This is a genomic window from Streptomyces sp. NPDC012888 (assembly GCF_042900645.1).
GTDB lineage: Bacteria > Actinomycetota > Actinomycetes > Streptomycetales > Streptomycetaceae > Streptomyces.
In genome coordinates this window covers 109,314-130,157 of record NZ_JBIBBM010000009.1, presented here as the reverse complement: position 1 = coordinate 130,157, position 20,844 = coordinate 109,314, and the positions used below count along the sequence as shown (strand labels likewise).

Here is a 20,844-nt window from a genome sequence, read left to right as displayed (position 1 = left end):
CTTTGCACCAACTTGCGGGGATATGCGGGGGGAGTTTCGCAAGGATGGGGTGCGCTCGCGAGCCCGGCACCTGGCTTGATTTTTCAGTACAGATTCACTTCAACGTTCATGGCCGCGTCTGGTGAGGCGGGTTCCGGCCGACGGGTGCGGTGCCGCTCGGACCGACCGGGCCGGCCAGGGTCGGGGCGCGAGGGTCGCCAGGGGCACCAGGGTCGCCAGGGTCGCCGGGGGCGCCGTCGATCCGGACGGCTCCGGACGCGGCTCCCGGTTGTCGCTGCCATGACGAGCGGCTGCTGGATCGCGCCGGTGCCGGAGCTCGCGCATGCCCGGAAACGCAGAGATCCCGCTCCGCCTTCCGGCGGAACGGGATCTCGTGACGATTCTTGAGAGCTACTCAAGAACTGCCGTCTGTGGACCTGTGGGGATTTGAACCCCAGACCCCCTCGATGCGAACGAGGTGCGCTACCAGACTGCGCCACAGGCCCTTGCGACGTGTGAAACATTAGCACCCCGTCGCCGCTGGTCCAAAACCGATGATCACTCGTTGGCCGCGCGCGGCCGCTCGTCGGATTCGAACTGGTCGAACAGTGGGGTCCGGCCGCGTTCGCGGGGGCGGCGCGGGGTCGGCGGGCGGGTGTCGTGGGCGGGCTGCGCGGGCCGCGCGGTGTCACCGGCATGCTGGGCGCGCAGGCGCGGGTCGGTGGGCTCGGCCGTGCTGGAGCGGGCAGGGCTCCAGGCGTCGGGCGCCGGGGAGCCGGTGGCGCGCGGGGCGACCGGCGCCGTGACGTACGTCGGCAGCGGGACCGGGACCGGCTCCCAGCTGTCGCCGCGGGCCGGGCCGCGCTCGCGCTCCTTCTGCTGGTCCACCCATTCGGCGTGGTCGGTCTGCTCCACCAGCGCCCAGCGGCCCGCCTCCTGCGGGGAGACGGGTGGCGCGGGGTCCGGGTCGGCGCCCGCGGCCTCGGGCTCGCGGTGCCGCGGCGGCCGGTTCTCGCGCAGGCTGCGGGCGGCGGCCTCGGCGCGGCGGCGGTCCATGGTGAACACGAACCGGCGCCGCTCCTGGACCCGCAGGTGGACGATGTACGCGCTCAGCAGCACGGCCGGCACGGCGGGGGCCCACAGGAAGCGCATCCCGCCGACGCCGGCGACGACGGCGCCGAGGGTGAAGGCCAGGAAGAGCATCGCGGTGGTGCGCCGGCGCCGGGCGAGGACCGCGAGGCGCTGCTCGCGCCGGTTGCGCTCGATCCGCTCGGCGGTGACGGCCCTGGGCTCGGCGCGGGTCGGGGACATGCCGGAGGACCGGGCGTCGGCTTCGACGGAATCGACCGTCTCCGTCGCGGCGTCCGGATCCGCGTGGGGTTCCGCCTGCTCGCCCCGCTCACGCAGGCTCCTGGCGTAACGGCGCTCCATTCCCGCGCGTCCGGAAAGAAGCCGGATGGCGGTGGAGAAGCGTTCCGTCGGACGGGCTTCGTTCAGCTCGTCCTGCCTCCGGAGCCACATGGGCACCAAGTAGGCGGCCCAGGCCCCGACGATGACTGCGTAGATGAGGCCGCTGCTGCTCACACCTCACACCGTAGAGGTGTACGGCCTGGGGCATCGGCCAATTGGGCCGGTGTGTCGCACGATCTGGCTGATATCACGGACTTTTTTTGTGATTCTTCTGATCAGGTTATGGGGCCGACCCGACAGAATTCGAACGATTATTCGAAGTTTCGGGTTCTCGGGTTTCTGTCTTTCACCGCGCCCGGCTGCGGTGCCAGCGGTTCAGCATGCCTTCCGGGACTTCCTCGGCGGTGAGCGCGTACACCAGGTGGTCGCGCCAGGCCCCGTCGATGTGCAGGTAGCGGGGGCGCAGGCCCTCCTCGCGGAAGCCGAGCTTCTCCACCACCCGGCGGCTGGGCGCGTTCTCCGGGCGGATGCACACCTCGATCCGGTGCAGACCCACCTTGTGGAAGCAGTGGTCCACCGCCAGCGCCACCGCGGTGGGCATGACGCCCCGGCCCGCGACCTCGCGGTCCACCCAGTACCCGACGTGCCCGGCGCACATCGAGCCCCAGGTGATCCCGGCGACCGTCAGCTGCCCGGCCAGCCGGCCCTGGTACTCGACGACGAAAGGCAGCATCCGGCCCGCGTTCGCCTCGGCCCGCAGGTGGCGGACCATCTGCCGGTACGTGGGCCGCTGGATCACCGGTCCCCACGGCGCGGGCGGCGGGATCGTCGCCTCCCAGGGCCGCAGCCACTCGCGGTTGCGGCGGTTCACCTCGCGCCAGTCCCGCTGGTCGCGCAGCTTTATCGGCCGGAGCGTGACGTCACCGTCGTGGAGCACCACCGGCCAGGAGGGTCCGTTCAGCTCTGGCTCCCGGTCACCGGCGGTCTGGGGTGGTCGCCGCCCCGGATCTGGTCCACCGCGTGCAGCAGGATGCGGGAGAGGACCGCCAGGCCGTCCTTGACCCCGCCCGTGGAGCCCGGCAGGTTCACGATCAGGGTGTGGCCGGCCACGCCCGCCAGGCCGCGGGAGAGGGCCGCCGTCGGGACCTTCGCGAGGTTCTCGGCGCGGATCGCCTGCGGGATGCCGGGGATCTCATAGTCGATCACCTTGGCGGTGGCGTCGGGAGTGCGGTCGGTGGGCGAGATGCCGGTGCCGCCGGTGGTGAGGACGACGTCGTACCCGGCGGCCACGCCCTCGCGCAGCGCCTGCTCCACGGGGTCGCCGTCCGGGACCACCCGGGGGCCGTCGACCGCGAAGCCGAGCTGCCGCAGGCCCTCGGCCAGCACGGGGCCGCCCTTGTCGGCGTAGACGCCCTGGGAGGCGCGGTTGGAGGCGGTGACGACCAGGGCGCGCAGGGGCCGCGGTTCGGGCGCGGCCGGTGCGGTGCGCGGCTCCCAGGCCTCGCCGGCCGGCGGCGCGGGGTGGGCGTGGCTGTGGACCTCGCCGCCGCGCGGGCTCACGAGCGGGCCCAGTCGCCGGACTTGCCGCCGGTCTTCTCCTCGACCCGGACGTCGGTGATGACCGCGCCCTTGTCGACCGCCTTGACCATGTCGATGACGGTGAGACCGGCCACGGCGACCGCGGTGAGCGCCTCCATCTCCACGCCGGTGCGGTCGGTGGTCTTGACGGTGGCGAGGATCTCGACCGCGTCGTCGGCGACCGTCAGGTCCACCTTCACGCCGGAGACCGCGAGCGGGTGGCACAGCGGGATCAGGTCCGGGGTCTTCTTCGCTCCCATGATCCCCGCGATCCGCGCGGTGGCGAGGGCGTCGCCCTTGGGCACGCCCTCGCCGCGCAGCAGCTCGATCACCCGGGCCGAGACCAGGACCCGGCCGCTGGCCCGCGCCGTGCGGGTGGTGACGTCCTTCTCCGAGACGTCGACCATCCGGGCCGCCCCGGCCTCGTCGATGTGGGTGAGCCTGCTCTGGGTACTCATCGCTGTGCCGCTCCGCTCTGGGCCCTGGCGAGGGCCTGTGTGGTGCGTAACACGCTACCGGTACCGGGCCCCGCTCAGCCGAGCAGGACCACGTCCAGCTCGGTGCCCGGTTCCACCGTGGTGACGTCCTCCGGTACGACGATCAGCGAGTCGGCGTGGGCCAGGGCGGCGATGAGGTGCGAGCCGGAGCCGCCGACCGGGCTGACCGTGCCTGACGCGGGGTCGTAGGCGCCGCGCAGGAACTGCCGGCGGGCCGCGGGCGAGCCGAGCGGCCGGTCCGCCTTCAGGGTGGCGCGGACGACGGGCCGGGAGACGTCCGGTAGGCCCATGAGGGCGCGGATGGCGGGCCGTACGAACAGCTCGAAGGAGACGTACGAGGACACGGGGTTGCCGGGCAGGGCCAGCAGGGGGGTGCGGTCGGGGCCGACCGAGCCGAAGCCCTGGGGCTTGCCGGGCTGCATGGCGAGCTTGCGGAAGTCGACGCCGGTGCCGGCCGGGTCGCCGTCCTCGTCGGTGCCGGAGGGCGAAAGGGCCTCCTTGACCACGTCGTAGGCGCCGACGCTGACCCCGCCGGTGGTGACCAGCAGGTCGGCACGGATCAGCTGGTCCTCGATGGTGGCGCGCAGGGTGTCCGCGTCGTCGGCGACCGCGCCCACCCGGTAGGCGATGGCGCCCGCGTCCCGGGCGGCGGCGGCCAGGGCGAAGCTGTTGGAGTCGTAGATGGTGCCGGAGGTCAGGGCCTCGCCGGGCTGGACGAGCTCGCTGCCGGTGGAGAGGACCACCACGCGCGGGCGGGGGCGCACCCGGACCGTGCCGCGGCCGATGGCCGCGAGCAGGGCGATCTGCGGGGGCCCGAGGACGGTCCCGGCGGCCAGCGCCAGGTCGCCGGCCTGTACGTCGCTGCCGCGCGCCCGGACGTGGGCGCGGGCCTCGGCGGCCCGGTGGACCCGGACCTCGCCGCCGGCTCCCTGGGGGGCCGCGCTGGCCGGGGTCATCCCGGAGGCCGCGCCGCCGCCGCTGCCGCCGTCGGTCCACTCGACCGGTACGACGGCCTCCGCGCCGGGGGGCAGCGGGGCGCCGGTCATGATCCGTGCGGCCTGGCCGGGACCCACGGCGGGCAGCTCGCCGCTGCCCGCCGCCACGTCACCGACCACCGTCAACACCGCGGGGAACTCCTCGCTCGCACCCTGGACGTCGGCCACCCGGACGGCGTAGCCGTCCATGGAGCTGTTGTCGAAGGGCGGCAGGGCGACGGGCACGGTGACGTCCTCGACCAGGACGCATCCCTGGGCCTCCAGCAGCTGGAGCTCGATGGGCTCCAGCGGCCGGACAGTGGCCAGGACGTCGGCCAGGTGCTCGTCCACCGACCACAGTCGCTGCTGCTGACGGCCGGTGTCCTGCGGTGCGGTGCTGCTCAAGGTGCTACATCTCCTCCGTGACGTAACGGTGAAGCCAGGTGCGGAACTCCGGGCCCAGGTCCTCACGCTCGCACGCGAGGCGGACGATCGCCCGGAGGTAGTCGCCGCGGTCTCCGGTGTCGTAGCGGCGGCCCCGGAAGACCACGCCGTGCACCGGGCCGCCGACGGTCTCGTCGGCGGCCAGCTTCTGCAGGGCGTCGGTGAGCTGGATCTCCCCGCCGCGGCCCGGCTCGGTCTCCCGCAGTATGTCGAAGATCGCGGGGTTGAGGACGTACCGTCCGATGATCGCGTAATTGCTCGGCGCGTCGGCCGGGTCCGGCTTCTCCACCAGGTCGGTGATCCGGACGACGTCCGTCTCGTCGGTGGCCTCGACGGCGGCGCAGCCGTAGAGGTGGATGTTCTCGGCCGGGACCTCCATCAGGGCGATGACGGAGCCGCCGGTGCGCTGCTGGACCTCGGTCATCTGGCGCAGCAGGGGGTCGCGCGGGTCGATGAGGTCGTCGCCGAGGAGGACCGCGAAGGGCTCGTCGCCGACGTGCGGGGCGGCGCAGAGGACGGCGTGGCCGAGGCCGCGCGGGTCGCCCTGGCGCACGTAGTGCATGGTGGCGAGGTCGCTGGACTCCTGGACGCGCTTGAGGCGGTCGTCGTCGCCCTTGGCGGAGAGCGCCGACTCCAGCTCGTAGTTGCGGTCGAAGTGGTCTTCGAGAGCGCGCTTGTTACGTCCTGTGATCATGAGAACGTCGTCGAGCCCGGCCGAGACGGCCTCTTCCACCACGTACTGGATGGCCGGCTTGTCCACGACGGGGAGCATTTCCTTGGGGGTGGCCTTGGTCGCCGGGAGGAAGCGAGTGCCGAGGCCCGCGGCCGGGATGACGGCCTTTTTGATCACGGGGTGCAACTGAGTCATGCGCAGAACGATAGTGGGTGAACGGACACCCGATCGTTTGTTCTGGTAATTCCGTCCAGTTTTGCCCCTTTGCCGAGAGGACTGTGCACCAACCGTGACAATGAGTTCTTCCGACAAGTCCGCTCTCCGCCGCGAACTGCTGGCGAACCGGCGGGCGTTGTCGCCCGACGCCGCCGCGGCGGCGGCCGCGTCCATCGCCCGACGCGCCCTGGAGCTGCCCGAACTGGCCGGTGCGCGCACGGTGGCGGCGTACGTGTCCGTGGGGACCGAGCCGGGTACCCGGGACCTGCTCGACGGACTGCGCCGGGCCGGGAAGCGAGTGCTGCTGCCGGTGCTGCTGCCCGACAACGACCTCGACTGGGGCCCGTACGAGGGGCCCGGGAGCCTCGCCGAAACGGCGCACCCGGGGAAGATGCGGCTGCTGGAGCCGTCCGGTCCGCGCCTCGGGCCGGACGCGGTGACCGGTGCGGACGCGGTGCTGCTGCCCGGCCTCGCGGTGGACGGCCGGGGGATGCGGCTCGGCCGCGGCGGCGGCAGTTACGACCGGGTGCTGGCGCGGCTGGAACGGGCCGGGGCGCATCCGGCGCTGGTTGTGCTCCTCTACGACGACGAGGTGGTCGCACGGGTCCCGGAGGAACCGCACGACCACCCCGTGCAGGCGGTGGCGACCCCGTCCGGGGTCCGCCGCTTCGGCCGGGCGGACCCGGCCGGGGCCACGGCTTCGGTTACGGCGTGAGGGTGAGCGTGTCCTCGGTCGCGCCGTTCACCGCGTCCGGGCTGAACGGCCAGTCCAGCAGCTCGCCCTTGGCCCAGAGCTCCGTCTGGTCCGTGTAGTGGCCGTGGTAGGCGTGGCCGGACGCGCCGGTCAGGTTGATCCAGCGCGACTTGTCCAGGTCGTTGAGGTTGACGACCATCCGCATCGACGGGACCCAGGTGACGGCGTAGCCGCTCGCCGCGTTCCAGCCGGTGGCGTTGACGGTGGCCTCGCCGCCGCCGAGGTTCCAGGGGCCGCGGTTGAGCAGCCACTGGAGGTAGCCGGGGCCCCCGGTGCCGAGGGTCTGGTTGCGCAGCATCAGCTGGTGCAGCCGGCCCCAGCTCCAGGTGGAGCGGTCCTTGCCGAGCTTGGCGGTCAGCTCCCACTGGGCGTCCTTCATGGCCCGGGCGAAGAGCTCGTCGCGGGTGGTGGTCGCCTTCTGGTTGCGGGCGGCGGGCGAGGTCCACCAGGCCGACTTCTCGTCCTTGACCAGGCGGCGGACCACCTCGAACCAGCGGTCCCCGCCGTCCGGCTGGGCCGACTCGGAGTCGCGCATGCCGCACTCGCGGACCGTCTCGGCGAGGTCGTCGACCGGGCCGGAGGAGTCGTCGCGGACGTACCGGCACTCGCCTTCGAGCCGCAGTTCCTTGGGCATCTTGTCGCCGAAGGCCAGCTTGAGGATGTTGCGCCAGACCGCGTTGAAGTAGGCGGCGGCGGCCGAGTCGGGCTCCTGCGTGTAGTTCCAGCCGTCGAGCAGCTTCTGGGCGGCCCGGACGTCGGGGTCGGAGACCTGGATGCGGGTCAGCACGGGCGTCAGCAGCGCGGCGATCTCGCTGCTGTTGTCCATCTGCATGGTCCGCATGTCGTCGGTGGAGATCTTGCCGCTGTCCTTGATCTTCGCCTCGATGAGGTCGTTGATCCGCTGGCTGCGGGCGCCGTAGCCCCAGTCGGTGGTCAGCGTGTGCGGGTACTTGCCCTGGCCGGACTCGACCACGGCCTGGTTGGCGGTGACGACGTAGCCGCGCTTGGGGTTGTAGTCCCACGGCATCTCGTCCTGCGGGATCCAGCCGGCGGTGCTGTCGGCCGTGCCCTTCCAGGCGTACTTGGAGTCCCAGCCGGGGGCGGGCATCCGGCCGGCGTCGGGCTGGGTGCGGACCGGGATCCGGCCGGGGGCCTGGTAGCCGATGTTGCCCGTGGCGCCCTTGCCGTCCGCGTAGATCATGTTCTGCGAGGGGACCTCGAAGTCCCGGGCGGCGGCCCGGAAGTCCTTGAAGTCCTTGGCCTGGTTGAGCTTGAAGACGGCGTCCATGGACTTGCCCGGGTCGAGGGCGGTCCAGCGCAGGGCCACCGCGTAGCCGTTGCCCCGGTCGGGGGCGGAGGCGGCGACGGGGGCGCGGGAGCCGACGGTGCCGAGCTCGTCGCTGCGGTCGGAGACCAGCGGGCCGTTGCCGGTGGACCGGACGGTGATCTTCTTGTCGGCGCCGCCGGCGACCTTGATGACCTCTTCACGGGTGGTGAAGGGCTGCACCTTGTTGTCGCGGACGTAGCCGTCCGGCCGGACCTGCTCCAGGTAGAGGTCGGTGACGTCGGCGCCCAGGTTGGTCAGGCCCCAGGCGATGTCCTGGTTGTGTCCGATGACCACGCCGGGCATGCCGGAGAAGGTGAAGCCGGACACCTGGTACTTGCAGTCGGGCGAGGTCTTACGGCAGTGCAGGCCCATCTGGTACCAGACCGAGGGCAGCTGCGGGGACAGGTGCGGGTCGTTGGCCAGCAGGGGCTTGCCGGTGGTGGTGTACCGGCCGGAGACGACCCAGGAGTTCGAGCCGATGCCGCTGCCGTTGGGGCCGAGCAGGGCCGGGATCTCGTCCAGGGTGGCGGACAGGGCGGTGAGCTGGGTGCGCAGGCCCTCCGTGGCGCCGGCCGGGGAGGTGGCGCCGGAGCCCGTTCCGGTGCCGGTGCCGGTGCCCGTGCCGCTGCCGGAGGCCGTCGCGCCCGCCGCACCCGCCGCACCCTGGGGGACGTACTTGCCGGACTCGACCTTGCCGCCCTCGACGACCGGCTTGTTCCGGTCGAACGGGTAGGGCGGGTAGAGCTCGTCGACCTGCTCCTTGGTGAACTTCCCCGACATCAGCGCGCGGTCGATCTCGTCCTGCATGTTGCCGCGCAGGTCCCAGGCCATGGCCTTGAGCCAGGCCACCGAGTCCACCGGACCCCAGGGCTCGGGGGCGTAGCCCTCGGCGAGCTCGAGGGCCGCGTGCTCCACGGACAGGTCCTTGCCGGACTTGCCCTTGAGGTAGGCGTTGACCCCGTCGGCGTAAGCCTGGAGGTTCCGCTTGGTCTCGGGGGAGAGCTTCTTGTCGTACTCCGTCTGCGCGACCCGGCGCCAGCCGAGGGTGCGCAGGAACGCGTCGGTCTCGACCTGCTCGCCGCCGAACATCTCGGAGAGCCGGCCGGCGGTCATGTGCCGCCGGACGTCCATCTCCCAGAAGCGGTCCTGGGCGTGGACGAAGCCCTGGGCGCGGAAGAGGTCCTCGTCGTTGTCGGCGTAGAGCTGGGGGATCCCGTGGGCGTCGCGCTTGACCTCGACCGTTCCCTTGAGGCCGGCGAGCTGGAGGCTGCCGGTCGTCTGCGGGTGGGAGGAGCGCACACCGTCCACGCTCCAGTACGCCCCGTAACCGAGGCCCGCGACGAGCGCCAGCACCAGGGTGAGCACGATCAGACGGGCGCGTCGCCCCTTCTTCTTGACGGAGGGGGCGGATTCGTTGGCGGGCATCGCTGTCCTTCGAGGGGCAGGGTGGTCCTGAGTGCTGGGAGCAACCATAGGCGCAGCACCGCGCCCGTTCGGACGCGGTGTCAGGGACTACGTCGAACTGGCGTTTCACAATGTGGGTAGGGCGTCAAGAAAGCGTCAAAGATTAGGTAAGGTAACGAATTACTTGGGTCCCGGCGGAAGCTCCGTCCGGCCGTCACGAGGAGGGGTGTCCGCTGACCGTCCACCAGCTCAACGAGCTCCTGCTGGTCTGTTCGCTCGTGTTGCTCGTCGCCGTGGCCGCGGTGCGGGTCTCCTCGCGGAGCGGACTGCCGAGCCTGCTCATCTACCTCGGCATAGGCATCGCGATAGGCCAGGACGGCATAGGCAACGTCGTCTTCGACAACGCGGAGCTCACCCAGGTCATCGGATACGCGGCACTGGTCGTGATCCTGGCCGAGGGCGGCCTGGGCACGAAGTGGAAAGAGGTCAGACCGGCCCTCCCGGCCGCCGTCGTGCTCTCCCTGCTCGGCGTCGCGATCAGCGTGGGGGTGACCGCGGCCGGGGCGCACTACCTGGTCGGGCTGGAGTGGCGGCAGGCGCTGCTGATCGGAGCGGTCGTCTCCTCGACGGACGCGGCGGCGGTCTTCTCGGTGCTGCGCAAGGTGCCGCTCCCCTCGCGGGTGACCGGTGTGCTGGAGGCGGAGTCGGGCTTCAACGACGCCCCCGTGGTCATCCTGGTGGTGGCCTTCGCCACGGTCGGCCCGATCGACGAGTGGTACGTCCTCCTCGGCAAGATCGCCATGGAGCTGGCCATCGGCGCGGCCATCGGCCTCACCGTGGGCTTCCTCGGCGCGTACGCGCTGCGGCACGTGGCACTGCCCGCCTCCGGCCTCTACCCGATCGCCGTGATGGCCATCGCCGTCTCGGCGTACGCGGCGGGCGCGATGGCGCACGGCTCCGGCTTCCTCGCCGTCTACCTGGCCGCGATGGTCCTGGGGAACTCCAAGCTGCCGCACTGGCCGGCCACCCGGGGCTTCGCCGACGGCGTCGGCTGGATCGCGCAGATCGGCATGTTCGTCCTGCTCGGCCTGCTGGTGACCCCGCACGAGCTGGTCAACGACTTCTGGCCGGCGGTGATCATCGGCCTGATGCTGACCATGGTGGCGCGACCACTGTCGGTCTTCCTGAGCCTGGTCCCGTTCCGGCTCCCCTGGCAGGAGAAGACCCTGATGTCCTGGGCCGGCCTGCGCGGCGCGGTGCCGATCATCCTGGCCACGATCCCGATGGTGTCCGGGATCGAGGGCAGTGACCGGGTCTTCAACATCGTCTTCGTGCTGGTGGTCGTCTACACCCTGGTGCAGGGCCCGACCCTGCCCTGGCTGGCCCGGAAGCTGAACATCCGGGATTCCGGCGAGGCCGCGGCCGACCTCGGCATCGAGTCGGCGCCGCTGGAGCGGCTGCGCGGGCACCTGCTCTCCTTCGCCATTCCCGCCGGCTCGCGGATGCACGGTGTCGAGGTGAGCGAGCTGCGGCTGCCGGCCGGCGCCGCGGTCACCCTCGTCGTCCGGGACGGCAAGAGCTTCGTACCACTGCCGTCGACGGTGCTGCGGCGCGAGGACGAGCTGCTGGTGGTGGCCACGGACCCGGTGCGGGACGCGGCGGAGGCGCGACTGCGGGCGGTGGCCCGGGGCGGCAAGCTGGCCGGCTGGCTGGGCACCGGCGGGGGCTCGCTGCACTGAGCGGCGCAGTATCGAACGGGCACCCGTACGCGGCCAGCGGCGGATCGCACGATCCTCATTGGGGCCCGCCCGGACGATCATCTGACGGATTCACGTCTTGCTTCCCCAGGGAAACGGCGCGTTTCACGCTGGTTTCCATGGTTACGGAGGGCGAAGATCCGGTTAATGCCAGGTGAAGACATGGGTTGTCGGCGGAATCACAGGGCGTGGCGGCGCTTTTGCCTGTACAGTGAAGGAACACAAACAGAACCAACTCTGCCTGACGCAGAGCTGGCGCGACCGCTCGGCGGCCGTGGCACCCTCCGCAGTGGGCGCCCCTGGTATCACTCGGTCCTGCGCAAGAGGACAGCTCTCGGAGCTCCCATACGTACGGGTGCGGCCCACGAGGCACCACGCACCGCCCGCAGACGGGGATGCTCTACCAGGTGGTAGAAAGGCAAGGACCGTGGCATCCGCGGTCGCGACCGACAAGTCCGAGACTTCCTCCGCCCCTGCCCGGCCCGGGTACGGTGCACTGCTGCGCACGCCCGGCGCGCTGAGCTTCCTGCTCCCCGGGTTCGCCGCACGTCTTCCCTTCGGAATGCTGACCCTCAGCATCCTCCTGCTCGTCCAGCACACCACCGGTTCCTACGCGAACGCCGGTGTCGTGGCCGCCGTCACCGGTGTGTCGATGGCGCTGTCCGCCCCGGTGATGGGCAAGTTCACCGACCGCCGTGGCCAGGCCGCCGTCCTGGTCCCCGTGGTCCTCACGCACGCCGCCGCCGTGAGCGCACTGACCGCGCTCGCGCTGGCCGGCGCCCCGCTGTGGGCGCTCGCGCTGGCCGCCGTCCCGGCCGGTGCGAGCGTCCCGCAGGTCGGGCCGATGGTGCGGGCCCGCTGGGCCGCGCGCCTGGAGGGCTCCCCGCTGCTGCCGACGGCCGCCGCCTTCGAGTCCGTCACCGACGAGTTCACCTTCGTGGTCGGACCGGTCCTGGCGACCGCGCTGTGCACCGGAGTGCACCCGGCCGCGGGCCTGGTCACCGAAGCCGCGCTGACGCTGCTCGGCGGCCTGCTGTTCGCGGCGCAGCGCGCCACCCAGCCCAAGGTCCACGCCGCGGCCTCGGCCACCGGCGAGAAGCACGCGTCGGCCCTGTCCTTCCCGGGCCTGCGGGTCCTGATCGTGGCCTTCATCGGCATCGGCGCCGTCTTCGGCGGCATGCAGGTCTCCCTGGCCGCGTTCTCCAACGAGATCGGCAACCCTGGCGCCAACGGCGTGCTGTACGGCGTCTTCGCCGCCGGCAACATGATCGCCGGCATCACCATGGGCGCCGTCGCCTGGAAGATCGGCCCCCGCCGCCGGCTCATCCTGGGCTACGTCGGCCTCACCGCCGCGGCCTCCGTGCTGTGGGCCGCGAACTCCGCGGTGGTCCTCGGCACCCTCGGCCTGGTGGTCGGCCTGTGCATCGCCCCGGCCCTGATCACCGGCTACACGATGATCGAGAGCCTGGTCCCGGCCGCCTCCCGCACCGAGGCCTTCACCTGGCTGACCGGCGCGGTCGCCTTCGGCCAGGCCGGCGCGGTGACGCTGGCGGGCCGGCTGACCGACGCGCACGGCTCCGCCTTCGGGTTCCTGGTGCCGATGGGCGCCACCGCGCTGGCGCTGGCCACCCTGCTGGCACTGCGGGCCAAGCTGGCGCCCAAGGCGCCCAGCCGCATCATCACCACGTCCGTGACGCGGGTGAACGAGCGTGGCATGGGTCACCGAGTGCCGGTGACGGTGGACTGATCCGCCGGAATACGTCACCATGGAGCATCGTTAGCACTCATCGAGTCAGAGTGCCAGGAGGAAGATCGTGCCGACCTACCAGTACCAGTGCACCGAGTGCGGTGAAGGCCTCGAGGCCGTGCAGAAGTTCACGGACGACGCCCTGACCGAGTGCCCGAGCTGCCAGGGACGCCTGAAGAAGGTGTTCTCCGCGGTCGGCATCGTCTTCAAGGGTTCCGGGTTCTACCGGAACGACAGCCGCGGCGCCTCTTCCAGCAGCACCCCGGCCTCCAAGCCGGCCGCCTCCTCGACGACCTCCACGGCGTCGGCCCCGGCGTCCGCGCCGGCCTCCGCTCCGAGCAGCAGCCCGGCCGCCTGACGGCCCCGTGCGCGCACGAGCCCCCTCGCCCGCGGGCGAGGGGGCTTTCGCACGTCCGGGCTAATCTTGGCCGCATGGTGAACGCAGAGATCGGTGTGATCGGCGGGTCCGGCTTCTACTCCTTCCTGGAGGACGTCTCCGAGGTCCAGGTCGAGACTCCCTACGGAGCTCCCAGTGACTCGCTCTACCTCGGGGAACTGGCCGGCCGCCGCGTCGCCTTCCTGCCCCGCCACGGGCGCGCGCACCACCTTCCGCCGCACCGGATCAACTACCGGGCCAACCTGTGGGCGCTGCGCTCGGTGGGCGTGCGGCAGGTGCTGGGCCCGTGCGCGGTGGGCGGGCTGCGGCCGGAGTACGGCCCGGGCACGCTGCTGGTGCCGGACCAGCTGGTCGACCGTACGAAGGCCCGTACGCAGACCTTCTTCGACGGGCACCCGCTGCCCGACGGCACCGTCCCCAACGTGGTGCACACGACCTTCGCGGACCCGTACTGCCCGGTGGGCCGGGCCGCGGCGCTGGAGGCGGCCCGGGGCCGCTCCTGGGAGGCCGTGGACGGCGGCACGATGGTCGTCGTCGAGGGCCCGCGGTTCTCGACCCGCGCCGAGTCCCGGTGGCATGCCGCGATGGGCTGGTCGGTGGTCGGCATGACGGGGCACCCGGAGGCGGTCCTCGCCCGCGAGCTGGGGCTCTGCTACACCTCGATGGCGCTGGTCACGGACCTGGACGCGGGTGCGGAGACGGGTGAGGGCGTGTCCCACACGGAGGTGCTCAAGGTGTTCGGCGAGAACATCGGGCGGCTTCGGGAGGTGCTGTTCGACGCGGTGGCGGCGCTGCCGGAGACCGCGGCGCGGGACTGCCTGTGCACGCACGCCCACGACGGCTGGGACCTGGGGATCGAACTGCCGTAGCCCGTGTGTCGCACGTGTGTCGCCCGTGTGTCGCCCGTGTGTCGCCCGTGTGGGTGGCCGCGGTATCCACAGGCTGGGGACGGTCCACAGGGGTGGGCGGGGCGGCGGGGGGCCGGCGCATCGTGAGGGGTGTCCGGGCGACCGCCCGGGGTGGGTCTCCTCCTGACGTTGGGTGGTGGTCGGCATGTCCGGCGCTTCTCGTTCCCCTGCTCCCGATGCCGGTTCCGGTGCTTCCCGCGCCTCCACGTGTCCCCCGCCGCGCGCGGTTCCGCCGTTCCCCCCGCTGCGGGTGGGGCGGGGGGCCGGGCGGCTGCGGCGGGCGCTGAGGCGCCGGCGGCGGGTGGGCGCGGTCGTCCTCGCCGGGGCGGCCGCGGCCGCGCTGGCGGCGGGCGGGAGCCAGGCCCAGGCCTCCCGGGCGGAGGCGCCGGCCCGCGGCGCTCCGCCGCAACCGGCCGTGGTGCGGCCGGTGACGGCCCCGGTGCGGATCGCGGACGCGGCCACGGTGCGGCTGCTGCGGCCCGGGGACCGGGTGGACGTGGTGGCGGCCGGCCGGGACGGGCCGCCGCGGGTGGTGGCGGCCGGCGCCCGGGTGGCGGAGGTGCCGGCGGCGGACGGGGCGGAGGGGACGGCTGCGGACGGCGGTGCGCTCGTACTGCTGTCGGTGCCGCGGGAGACGGCGCGGGAACTCGTGGGTGCGGGCGCCGTGGCACGCCTGGCGGTGACCCTGTGCTGATCCGCACTCATGATCGGGCAATTCACCCGAGGACGTGCCTCGATTGGACAGGGCGCGCCCGGACTGCCGTAGTTTTCGGAACCGTTGGCTCCGCGTCCTGTCCGATCGAAGAAAGGCTCAGTGGTGAGCGAGAAGAAGGAGAGCGTCCTGGCGGGCTTCAAGGCCTTCCTGATGCGTGGCAACGTGGTGGACCTGGCGGTGGCCGTGGTCATCGGTGCCGCGTTCACCAACATCGTGAACTCCGTGGTGAAGGGGATCATCAGCCCGCTGATCGGTGCGGTCGGCACGAAGAGCCTGGACGGCTACACCTCCTGCCTCAAGGGCCCCTGCGGCGTGGACCCGAAGACGGGCGACGCGATCGGGGTGAACATCCTGTGGGGCAGCGTGCTCAACGCGGCGCTCACCTTCCTGATCACCGCCGCGGTCGTCTACTTCCTGATGGTGCTGCCGATGGCGAAGTACCTGGCCCGGGTGGAGGCGCGGCGCAAGGCCCGCGAGGGTCTGCACGAGAGCGTGGAGGTCACCGAACTGGAGGTGCTGAAGGAGATCCGCGACAACCTGGTCGCCCAGCGCGCCGGTGTCGACGGCACCGCCCGGCAGCGGACGGGCGGCGGACCGGCGGTCTGAGCCGGACCGCTCAGAGGTGGTGCGGGGGCTTCTCGTCGAGGAAGCGCGCCAGATCGGCGGCGCTGTCGGCGGGGGCCCGCTCGCCCCAGCCCCGGTCGGTGTCGTCCGAGGACTGCTGGTCCAGCGGGTCGTCGAAGACGAGGGAAGGCTTGGGCCGGGCCTGGGGCCGGGACGGGCCGGAGCCCGGCTCGGGGGCGGGGGCGGGGGTGCTCATGCGTCCAGGGTACGGCCGCGCCCGCCCGGCTCAGCCGGGCCCAGGACGGCGGCGGTGCTTGACGTCGGTGACCGACCAGACCTGCCGGACCTGCCGGACACGCCGGACCACGAACCCGGGCACCAGCGCGGGTCACCGGTCCTTGGGGTCGAGGCGCCACAGTCCGAGCACCACCAGGAAGGAGAGGATCAGGAATCCCGCTCCCCACCAGGCCGTGCCGGTGTTGCCCTTCATCCACTCGTTGACGGTCACGGTCAGGGCCCAGAGCTGCCCGACCAGTACGGTGAGGGCGAGCACCAGACGCGCGTTGAGCTTGGAGGAGCGCTCGGGTTCCTGTTCGGTGCCGGCGCCTGGGCCGGGGCCGGTGTGCCGGATCCGCGGGTCCCCGTAGCCGCTGGTGGGGCGGATCTGCGGGTAGCGGTCGCGGACCGGCCGGTTCAGCCGTGGCCGGGCGCTGCCCGGCTGGTAGTCGGGCCGGGGCGGCAGCGGTGCTTCGCTCATCATGTCCGCCTGTTCTCCGTGGCGCGTGCCGTTCCCGGGCAGCCGAGGCGCTGGGTCATCTCGGGGCGGGAGTCGCCGAGCTGCCGGCACAGGGCGTCCTTGGCCGGCTCTCCGGACCGGGCGGTGGCGACGGCCCAGACGCTGCCGTCGCCCTGCTCGGTCAGGAAGATCCTGGGCAGGGGGCGCGGGGGCGGGCCCGCGGTGACCTCGCCGGTGCGGGCGTCGAAGACGCCTTCGTGGCAGGGGCAGTAGAGCTCGCCGTCCGAGCCGCGGTCCTGGCGCCAGAGCACCGCGCAGGCCAGGTGGGTGCAGACGGCCGAGTAGCCCACGAGGGTGCCGTCGGCGAGCCGCACGGCCAGGGCGCGGTCCTCGTCGCCGGGGTACCGGAAGGCCACAGCCTGTCCGGGGGGCAGTTCGTCGGCGACCTTCCTGGTGGCGGGGAGGTCCTCGCTGTCGCCGTGCCGGTGCAGGATGCCGGCGGCGACGCCGACTCCGCCGATGGCGAGGCCGCCGGAGACGGTGGCGACGATCCGCAGGTAGTCGCGGCGGGTGGTGAGGGAGTCGGCGCTGATCCGGTCGCGGAGCTGCTGCCGGGCCTCGTCCGGGCCGGTGCCGGGTCTGCCCTGGGCGGGCTGGGGCTGTTCGGTGACGCTCAACGGACATCCACCCCGTTCACCTCGACGACGGGAAGCCCGCCGGGCACCGGCCACTGGACCTTGTCGGCGGGCACGACCATGGCGACCCCGGTCCTGACGACGACGTCGCCGAAGGCGAAGGAGTCGGCGACCTGGACGCCGGGGCGTTCGGCCTGGAGCTCTTCGAGGGTCCCGTAGAAGAGGGCGCCGGTGGGGCAGACGGTGGCGCACATCGGGGCCAGGCCGTAGGCGGTGCGGTCGTAGCAGAGGTTGCACTTCATCTGGAGCTTCGCCTGGAGGTCGATCTTCGGTACGCCGAAGGGGCAGGCGTTGACGCAGTTGGCGCAGCCGATGCAGCGGGTGGTGTCGGCCTGCTGGACCACTCCGTCGGAGGTGACCAGGATCGCGTCGGCGGGGCAGACCTCGGCGCAGGGGGCGACGGGGTCCTCGCAGTGCATGCAGACGGTGGGGAGGGAGGCGACGGACCGGCCGGGGTCGGTGTAGTCGAGGTGGATCATCGACTTGCCGCGGTGGGAGTCGCATTCGCGGCAGGCGGACACGCAGGCCTGGCAGCCGATGCAGCGCCCCGGGTCGATGAAGATGGTGCGGCCCATCATGGCTTCGATCAGCTCCTCTCCGCCGTTCCGCGTCCCTGTGAGGACGTGGGCGGCAGCGGGTCGGTGCGCGAGACCTGCGTTTCGGGGTAGGCCTCGCGTCCGGGGGCGGTGGGCGGGGCCGGGACCTCGTCGATCCGGTCGCCGGCCTCGATCCGGGCGGCACACACCTTGTACTCCGGGATCTTGGACCGGGGGTCCAGGGCGTCGATGGTGAGCCCGTTGGCGGCGGTGGGGATCGGCCAGTGGTAGGGCACGAAGACGGTGTCGGGGCGGATGGCCTCGGTGACCAGGGCGGGGAAGGTCCCGCTGCCGCGCCGGGTGACGACCCGGACGGGGTCGCCGTCGCGGAACCCGTGGGAGGGGTGGACCTCCACCCAGGGGCGGGGGGTCTGTTCGACCAGGGCGCCGAGGCGGCGGGTCTGGTTGCCGGAGAGGAAGTGGGCGACGGTGCGCCCGGTGGTGAGGGAGAGGGGGAATTCCTCGGTGTAGGGGTCCATGGGGGCGTGCCACTCGACGACCTGCAGGTGGATCTTGCCGTCGGGGTGGTAGGTCCGGCCGTCCTCGAAGAGGCGGGGGGTGCCCGGGTGCTCGGTGGAGGGGCAGGGCCAGGCGATGCCGCCGGTCTCCTCCAGGCGTTCGTAGGTGATGCCGTAGTAGTCGTTGACCGTTCCGGCGGAGGCGACGCGGAGTTCCTCGAAAACCTCGCGGGAGCCGGGGAAGTCGAACTTGTCCCCCTGCCCGAGCCGCCGGGCGAGTTCGCAGATGACCCAGGTGTCGGTGCGGACGCCGGCGGGTGGCTCCTGGGCCTTGTTGTGCTTGACCACGCGGGCCTCGGTGTTGGCCATGACGCCCTCGTCCTCGGCCCAGACGGTGACGGGGAAGACCACGTGCGCGTTGGCGGCGGTCTCGGAGAGGAAGAAGTCGAACTGTGCGTGGAACTCCAGGGCGTCGTAGCCCTCCTTGACGGCCTTGTAGTTGGGGAGGGAGACGAAGGGGTTGTTGCAGATTCCGACGAGTCCGCGGATCTCCTGGCGCTGCATCTGCCAGACCATCTCCATCATGGAGGTGCCGGCGGGCGGGAGCTCGGACTCCTCGATGCCCCAGATCCGGCAGATCTGCCGGCGGTGCTCGGGGTTGGTGATGGAGCGGCCGCCGGGCAGCAGGTCGGCCTTCTGGCCGTGCTCGCGTCCGCCCTGGCCGTTGCCCTGGCCGGTGATGGTGCCGTAGCCGGCTCCGGGCTTGCCCAGGTTCCCGGTGGCCACGCACAGGTTGATGATCGAGAGGCAGTTCTCCACTCCCTGGGAGTGGTGCTCGACCCCGCGGGCGTGGAAGGCCATCGCGCGGTCGGCTCCGGCGAACATCCGGGCGACCTGGACGATCTGCGCCTCGGGGATCCCGCAGATCTCGGCGGACCGGGCGGGCGGGTAAGCCTGGACGGCCTTCATCACGTCCTCCCAGCCGGTGGTGTGCGCGGCGAGGTAGGCCTCGTCGGTGAGGTTCTCGGCGACGACCACGTGCAGGACGGCGTTGAAGAAGGCGGAGTCGGTGCCGGGCTTGAGGGCCACGTGGACGTCGGCGGTGCGGGCGACCGCCGTCTCCCGCGGGTCGACGACGATCAGTGCGGCGCCGCGGTCGCGGGCTCCCCACAGGTACTGGGTCATCACGGGGAAGCACTCGCCGACGTTGGACCCGGCGATCAGCAGGCACTGGGTGAGGAGGATGTCGGAGAAGGGGTTGGCGGCCCGGTCGATGCCGAAGGCCAGCTTGTTGGCGCCGGCGGCGCTGACCATGCAGAGCCTGCCGTTGTAGTCCACGTGCCGCGTCCTGAGGGCGACCCGGCCGAACTTGCCGACGAGGTAGGTCTTCTCGGAGTACAGGCTGGCTCCGCCGAGCAGGCCGAAGGCGTCGTTGCCGTGGGCGGTCTGGATGCGGCGGATCTCGGCGACGGTGTGGTCCAGGGCCTCCTCCCAGGAGACCTCCCTGAACTGCTCGTCGCGGGAGCGGCGCATCAGCGGGGCGGTGAGCCGGTCGGGGTGGTTGACCTGCTGGTAGGCGTTGATGCCCTTGGGGCAGAGCCGCATCCGGTTGATGTCGTGGTTGCGGGGCTCGACGCCGAAGACCTTGCCCGCCCGGTCCACCCGCAGGTACATCCCGCACTGCACTCCGCAGAAGCAGCAGTGGGTGGGGACGAGGGTCTCGCCCTCCTGGTCGGCGTGCCAGCGGTCGGCCGGGATCCCGCCCGCGTCGCGGAAGTCGCGGGTGCCGGGCGGGGCGATGGACGGGTCCAGCGGGAGGGGCTGGCGGGAGGTCACTTGAACCCCTTCTTGACGTGAGTGAGGTAGGCGTTGCCGCGCAGGACCCGCTTGCAGCGGGGGCAGTACTCGGCGAAGGCGTTGAAGTCGAGCTCCAGGTCCCGCATGGTGGCGCGGAGGTTCTCCACGTACGGGGCGGTGTCCACGGGTTCGCCGCAGCGCCGGCAGGCGAACACCTGCTCGTCCTGCCGGGCCGTGTACTTGAAGAGCTGCATGCCGACGGCGGCGGGGCGCTGGACGATGTGGAAGAACTTCCCGAACGGGATGTAGATGAGCGTGAACACGACCGAGACCATGTGGAGGACCGCCAGGAACTCGTAGCCGCCGCCGTGGAGGAAGATCGAGGAGAAGGTGAGCAACAGGCCGGTCACCGAGATGACGATGAGGCAGATCAGCGGCAGCAGGTCGTAGGCGAAGCGCTGGCCGGTGATGGCGCCGCGGTCCTTCATGCGCCGCCACAGGAAGTACGAGGCGCCGGGGATGACGAGGACGGCGGCGAGGTCCAGGCCGTGGAACATGAGCCAGCCGACGAGGTTCAGGGAGTCGAAGCCGAGGACCTTGAAGCCCCAGATGCGCATCTCGTAGCCGGGCCCGGCGGCGGTGCCGGCGGTGAAGGTGAACCAGCCCCAGGTCAGCGGGAAGGTGATCGCGGCGGCGAGCACGCAGCCCCAGAAGATCAGCTGGTGGGCGATCCAGCGGGAGCGCGAGCGGGCGCCGAGGAACTTCTGGAAGCCGAGGTAGGTGGCGATCATCCGGGGCAGGGCGGTGGGGGCCCGTCTGAAGTTCTCGGCGGAGAAGAGGCTTCCGAAGCCCTTCCTGAACAGGCGGCGGGCGGCGGGTGCGGAGACCCAGACCGTGTAGCGGTAGACGACGCCGAAGGCCAGGAAGACGGTGGCCACCGCGTACGGCAGCAGGGCCGAGTCGAAGTCGCGGAGGAACCGGCTGCCGAGCACGATCGCGACGATCAGCAGGAGGGACACGGCGGCCCCCGCCAGGGTGGCGCGGGCGGTGACGGAGCGCCGGGCACCGGGCGGGGGCGGGGGCGCCTCGGGGGGAGGAGGCGGAGCGGCGACTGCTTCGGTGGGCTCGGACACAGCACCACGCTAGGTGGTACGTACCGATTCAGCCCGCTATGCGGACTGTTCTGTTGCGCCGTTCAGGTGATCCAGACCGCGTGGA

Annotated in this window: 20 protein-coding genes and 1 tRNA gene; 7 read left to right on the top strand and 14 right to left on the bottom strand. The window is 72.0% G+C overall.

Features of this window, described 5'->3' with window-relative positions; translation table 11 throughout:
• Positions 1 to 411 precede the first annotated feature (411 nt).
• The 7 genes from ACFY61_RS17920 to galU all read right to left on the bottom strand — a co-directional run bounded on the left by ACFY61_RS17920 (position 412) and on the right by galU (position 5,750).
• Positions 412 to 485 (bottom strand) — tRNA-Ala (locus ACFY61_RS17920).
• 52 nt (positions 486 to 537) lie between these two features.
• Positions 538 to 1,563, bottom strand: coding sequence for a hypothetical protein (locus tag ACFY61_RS17915; RefSeq protein ID WP_389473010.1), 1,026 nt, complete (start codon positions 1,561 to 1,563; stop codon positions 538 to 540).
• Between the two features lie 172 nt (positions 1,564 to 1,735).
• On the bottom strand, positions 1,736 to 2,329 hold the full coding sequence (locus tag ACFY61_RS17910; RefSeq protein WP_389473008.1) for a GNAT family N-acetyltransferase: 594 nt from the start codon (positions 2,327 to 2,329) through the stop codon (positions 1,736 to 1,738).
• A 17-nt stretch (positions 2,330 to 2,346) separates the two neighbouring features.
• Complete coding sequence (locus ACFY61_RS17905; RefSeq protein ID WP_389473005.1) at positions 2,347 to 2,949, bottom strand: molybdenum cofactor biosynthesis protein B; 603 nt, start codon at positions 2,947 to 2,949, stop codon at positions 2,347 to 2,349.
• Positions 2,946 to 3,425, bottom strand: coding sequence for a cyclic pyranopterin monophosphate synthase MoaC (gene moaC / locus ACFY61_RS17900; RefSeq protein WP_389473002.1), 480 nt, complete (start codon positions 3,423 to 3,425; stop codon positions 2,946 to 2,948). Before moaC ends, ACFY61_RS17905 begins: the two co-directional genes overlap by 4 nt.
• Before the next feature lie 74 nt (positions 3,426 to 3,499).
• Complete coding sequence (gene glp / locus ACFY61_RS17895; RefSeq protein WP_389473000.1) at positions 3,500 to 4,843, bottom strand: gephyrin-like molybdotransferase Glp; 1,344 nt, start codon at positions 4,841 to 4,843, stop codon at positions 3,500 to 3,502.
• 4 nt (positions 4,844 to 4,847) lie between these two features.
• The gene (galU, locus tag ACFY61_RS17890) at positions 4,848 to 5,750 is read right to left on the bottom strand and encodes a UTP--glucose-1-phosphate uridylyltransferase GalU (protein ID WP_389472997.1); all 903 of its coding nucleotides are present in this window, start codon (positions 5,748 to 5,750) and stop codon (positions 4,848 to 4,850) included.
• A gap of 100 nt (positions 5,751 to 5,850) precedes the next feature.
• On the opposite strand from galU, the gene ACFY61_RS17885 reads away from it, so the two are divergent.
• On the top strand, positions 5,851 to 6,486 hold the full coding sequence (locus tag ACFY61_RS17885) for a 5-formyltetrahydrofolate cyclo-ligase (protein ID WP_389472994.1): 636 nt from the start codon (positions 5,851 to 5,853) through the stop codon (positions 6,484 to 6,486).
• On the opposite strand, the gene ACFY61_RS17880 is transcribed toward ACFY61_RS17885, so the two are convergent.
• Entirely contained in the window at positions 6,476 to 9,277 is a 2,802-nt protein-coding gene (locus tag ACFY61_RS17880) for a penicillin acylase family protein (protein WP_389472993.1), read from the bottom strand. The two genes, ACFY61_RS17885 and ACFY61_RS17880, sit on opposite strands and share 11 nt — an antisense overlap.
• Positions 9,278 to 9,534: 257 nt before the next feature.
• Here ACFY61_RS17880 and ACFY61_RS17875 point away from each other — a divergent pair, with 257 nt between their 5' ends.
• The 6 genes from ACFY61_RS17875 (at position 9,535) to mscL (ending at position 15,386) form a co-directional block, all read left to right on the top strand.
• Positions 9,535 to 10,995 carry a potassium/proton antiporter gene (locus tag ACFY61_RS17875; protein ID WP_389472992.1) on the top strand — a complete coding sequence of 487 codons (1,461 nt, stop codon included), beginning with the start codon at positions 9,535 to 9,537 and terminating at the stop codon, positions 10,993 to 10,995.
• Between the two features lie 445 nt (positions 10,996 to 11,440).
• Positions 11,441 to 12,760 carry an MFS transporter gene (locus ACFY61_RS17870; RefSeq protein WP_389472989.1) on the top strand — a complete coding sequence of 440 codons (1,320 nt, stop codon included), beginning with the start codon at positions 11,441 to 11,443 and terminating at the stop codon, positions 12,758 to 12,760.
• Positions 12,761 to 12,827: 67 nt separating this feature from the next.
• Positions 12,828 to 13,118: an FmdB family zinc ribbon protein gene (locus ACFY61_RS17865; protein ID WP_389472987.1), complete on the top strand. Its 291-nt coding sequence runs from the start codon at positions 12,828 to 12,830 to the stop codon at positions 13,116 to 13,118.
• Between the two features lie 74 nt (positions 13,119 to 13,192).
• Positions 13,193 to 14,026, top strand: a complete 834-nt coding sequence (locus ACFY61_RS17860) for an S-methyl-5'-thioadenosine phosphorylase (protein WP_389472984.1) — start codon at positions 13,193 to 13,195, stop codon at positions 14,024 to 14,026.
• A gap of 340 nt (positions 14,027 to 14,366) precedes the next feature.
• Positions 14,367 to 14,759, top strand: a complete 393-nt coding sequence (locus ACFY61_RS17855; RefSeq protein WP_389472982.1) for a hypothetical protein — start codon at positions 14,367 to 14,369, stop codon at positions 14,757 to 14,759.
• Positions 14,760 to 14,882: 123 nt separating this feature from the next.
• Positions 14,883 to 15,386, top strand: a complete 504-nt coding sequence (gene mscL / locus ACFY61_RS17850; RefSeq protein ID WP_389472979.1) for a large conductance mechanosensitive channel protein MscL — start codon at positions 14,883 to 14,885, stop codon at positions 15,384 to 15,386.
• Between the two features lie 10 nt (positions 15,387 to 15,396).
• Here mscL and ACFY61_RS17845 read toward each other — a convergent pair whose 3' ends face one another.
• The 6 genes from ACFY61_RS17845 to ACFY61_RS17820 all read right to left on the bottom strand — a co-directional run bounded on the left by ACFY61_RS17845 (position 15,397) and on the right by ACFY61_RS17820 (position 20,759).
• Positions 15,397 to 15,600 carry a hypothetical protein gene (locus tag ACFY61_RS17845; RefSeq protein ID WP_389472977.1) on the bottom strand — a complete coding sequence of 68 codons (204 nt, stop codon included), beginning with the start codon at positions 15,598 to 15,600 and terminating at the stop codon, positions 15,397 to 15,399.
• A 132-nt stretch (positions 15,601 to 15,732) separates the two neighbouring features.
• Positions 15,733 to 16,104, bottom strand: a complete 372-nt coding sequence (locus tag ACFY61_RS17840) for a DUF6755 family protein (RefSeq protein WP_389472975.1) — start codon at positions 16,102 to 16,104, stop codon at positions 15,733 to 15,735.
• Positions 16,101 to 16,757 (bottom strand): ubiquinol-cytochrome c reductase iron-sulfur subunit, encoded by a 657-nt coding sequence (locus tag ACFY61_RS17835; protein ID WP_389472972.1) that lies wholly within the window; start codon positions 16,755 to 16,757, stop codon positions 16,101 to 16,103. The genes ACFY61_RS17840 and ACFY61_RS17835 overlap by 4 nt, the downstream gene beginning before the upstream one ends.
• Positions 16,754 to 17,353 (bottom strand): 4Fe-4S dicluster domain-containing protein, encoded by a 600-nt coding sequence (locus ACFY61_RS17830; RefSeq protein ID WP_389472970.1) that lies wholly within the window; start codon positions 17,351 to 17,353, stop codon positions 16,754 to 16,756. Before ACFY61_RS17830 ends, ACFY61_RS17835 begins: the two co-directional genes overlap by 4 nt.
• 8 nt (positions 17,354 to 17,361) lie before the next feature.
• Entirely contained in the window at positions 17,362 to 19,665 is a 2,304-nt protein-coding gene (locus tag ACFY61_RS17825; protein WP_389472969.1) for a molybdopterin oxidoreductase family protein, read from the bottom strand.
• Positions 19,662 to 20,759 carry an MFS transporter gene (locus tag ACFY61_RS17820; protein WP_389472966.1) on the bottom strand — a complete coding sequence of 366 codons (1,098 nt, stop codon included), beginning with the start codon at positions 20,757 to 20,759 and terminating at the stop codon, positions 19,662 to 19,664. The genes ACFY61_RS17825 and ACFY61_RS17820 overlap by 4 nt, the downstream gene beginning before the upstream one ends.
• Positions 20,760 to 20,844 lie beyond the last annotated feature (85 nt).

What these genes read in the sequence shown, in the direction of transcription:
- ACFY61_RS17885 (WP_389472994.1), top strand. Translation starts at nt 5,851, where the DNA reads ATGAGTTCTTCCGACAAGTCCGCTCTCCGCCGCGAACTGCTGGCGAAC.
- ACFY61_RS17840 (WP_389472975.1), bottom strand. Translation starts at nt 16,104, where the DNA reads ATGATGAGCGAAGCACCGCTGCCGCCCCGGCCCGACTACCAGCCGGGC.
- moaC (WP_389473002.1), bottom strand. Translation starts at nt 3,425, where the DNA reads ATGAGTACCCAGAGCAGGCTCACCCACATCGACGAGGCCGGGGCGGCC.
- ACFY61_RS17880 (WP_389472993.1), bottom strand. Translation starts at nt 9,277, where the DNA reads ATGCCCGCCAACGAATCCGCCCCCTCCGTCAAGAAGAAGGGGCGACGC.
- ACFY61_RS17860 (WP_389472984.1), top strand. Translation starts at nt 13,193, where the DNA reads ATGGTGAACGCAGAGATCGGTGTGATCGGCGGGTCCGGCTTCTACTCC.
- ACFY61_RS17845 (WP_389472977.1), bottom strand. Translation starts at nt 15,600, where the DNA reads ATGAGCACCCCCGCCCCCGCCCCCGAGCCGGGCTCCGGCCCGTCCCGG.
- galU (WP_389472997.1), bottom strand. Translation starts at nt 5,750, where the DNA reads ATGACTCAGTTGCACCCCGTGATCAAAAAGGCCGTCATCCCGGCCGCG.
- ACFY61_RS17830 (WP_389472970.1), bottom strand. Translation starts at nt 17,353, where the DNA reads ATGATGGGCCGCACCATCTTCATCGACCCGGGGCGCTGCATCGGCTGC.